This window comes from Paraburkholderia sediminicola (genome assembly GCF_046027825.1).
Taxonomy (GTDB): domain Bacteria; phylum Pseudomonadota; class Gammaproteobacteria; order Burkholderiales; family Burkholderiaceae; genus Paraburkholderia; species Paraburkholderia sediminicola_D.
On record NZ_JAQQDU010000301.1, the window covers coordinates 1 to 252 of the forward strand.

At 58.3% G+C, this 252-nt stretch carries 1 protein-coding gene; it reads left to right on the forward strand.

The genetic code is table 11. The features are described from left to right. The coding region (locus PQQ96_RS42320) for a response regulator (protein ID WP_408303399.1) at window positions 1-252 on the forward strand (252 nt) is incomplete at both ends.

A 252-nucleotide genomic window follows, 5' to 3' on the forward strand; every position in this document is an offset into this window, starting at 1 on the left:
GGGGCGCGGTTACCACGTACTTCTCGCGGAAGGCGGGGAGGCAGCCCTCGACAAGGCTGCGCAGCGCCTTCCCGATTTGATCGTCACTGACTGGGACATGCCAGGCATTGACGGAATTGCCTTGTGCGAACGACTGAAGTTTTACCCCGCACTTGCACAGATTCCGGTGGTCATGGCATCCGGTCGGGTCCCGCCAGAAGAAAAATCCACACTGTGGAATGTTTTTCTTTCCAAGCCCATCGACCTGGGTGC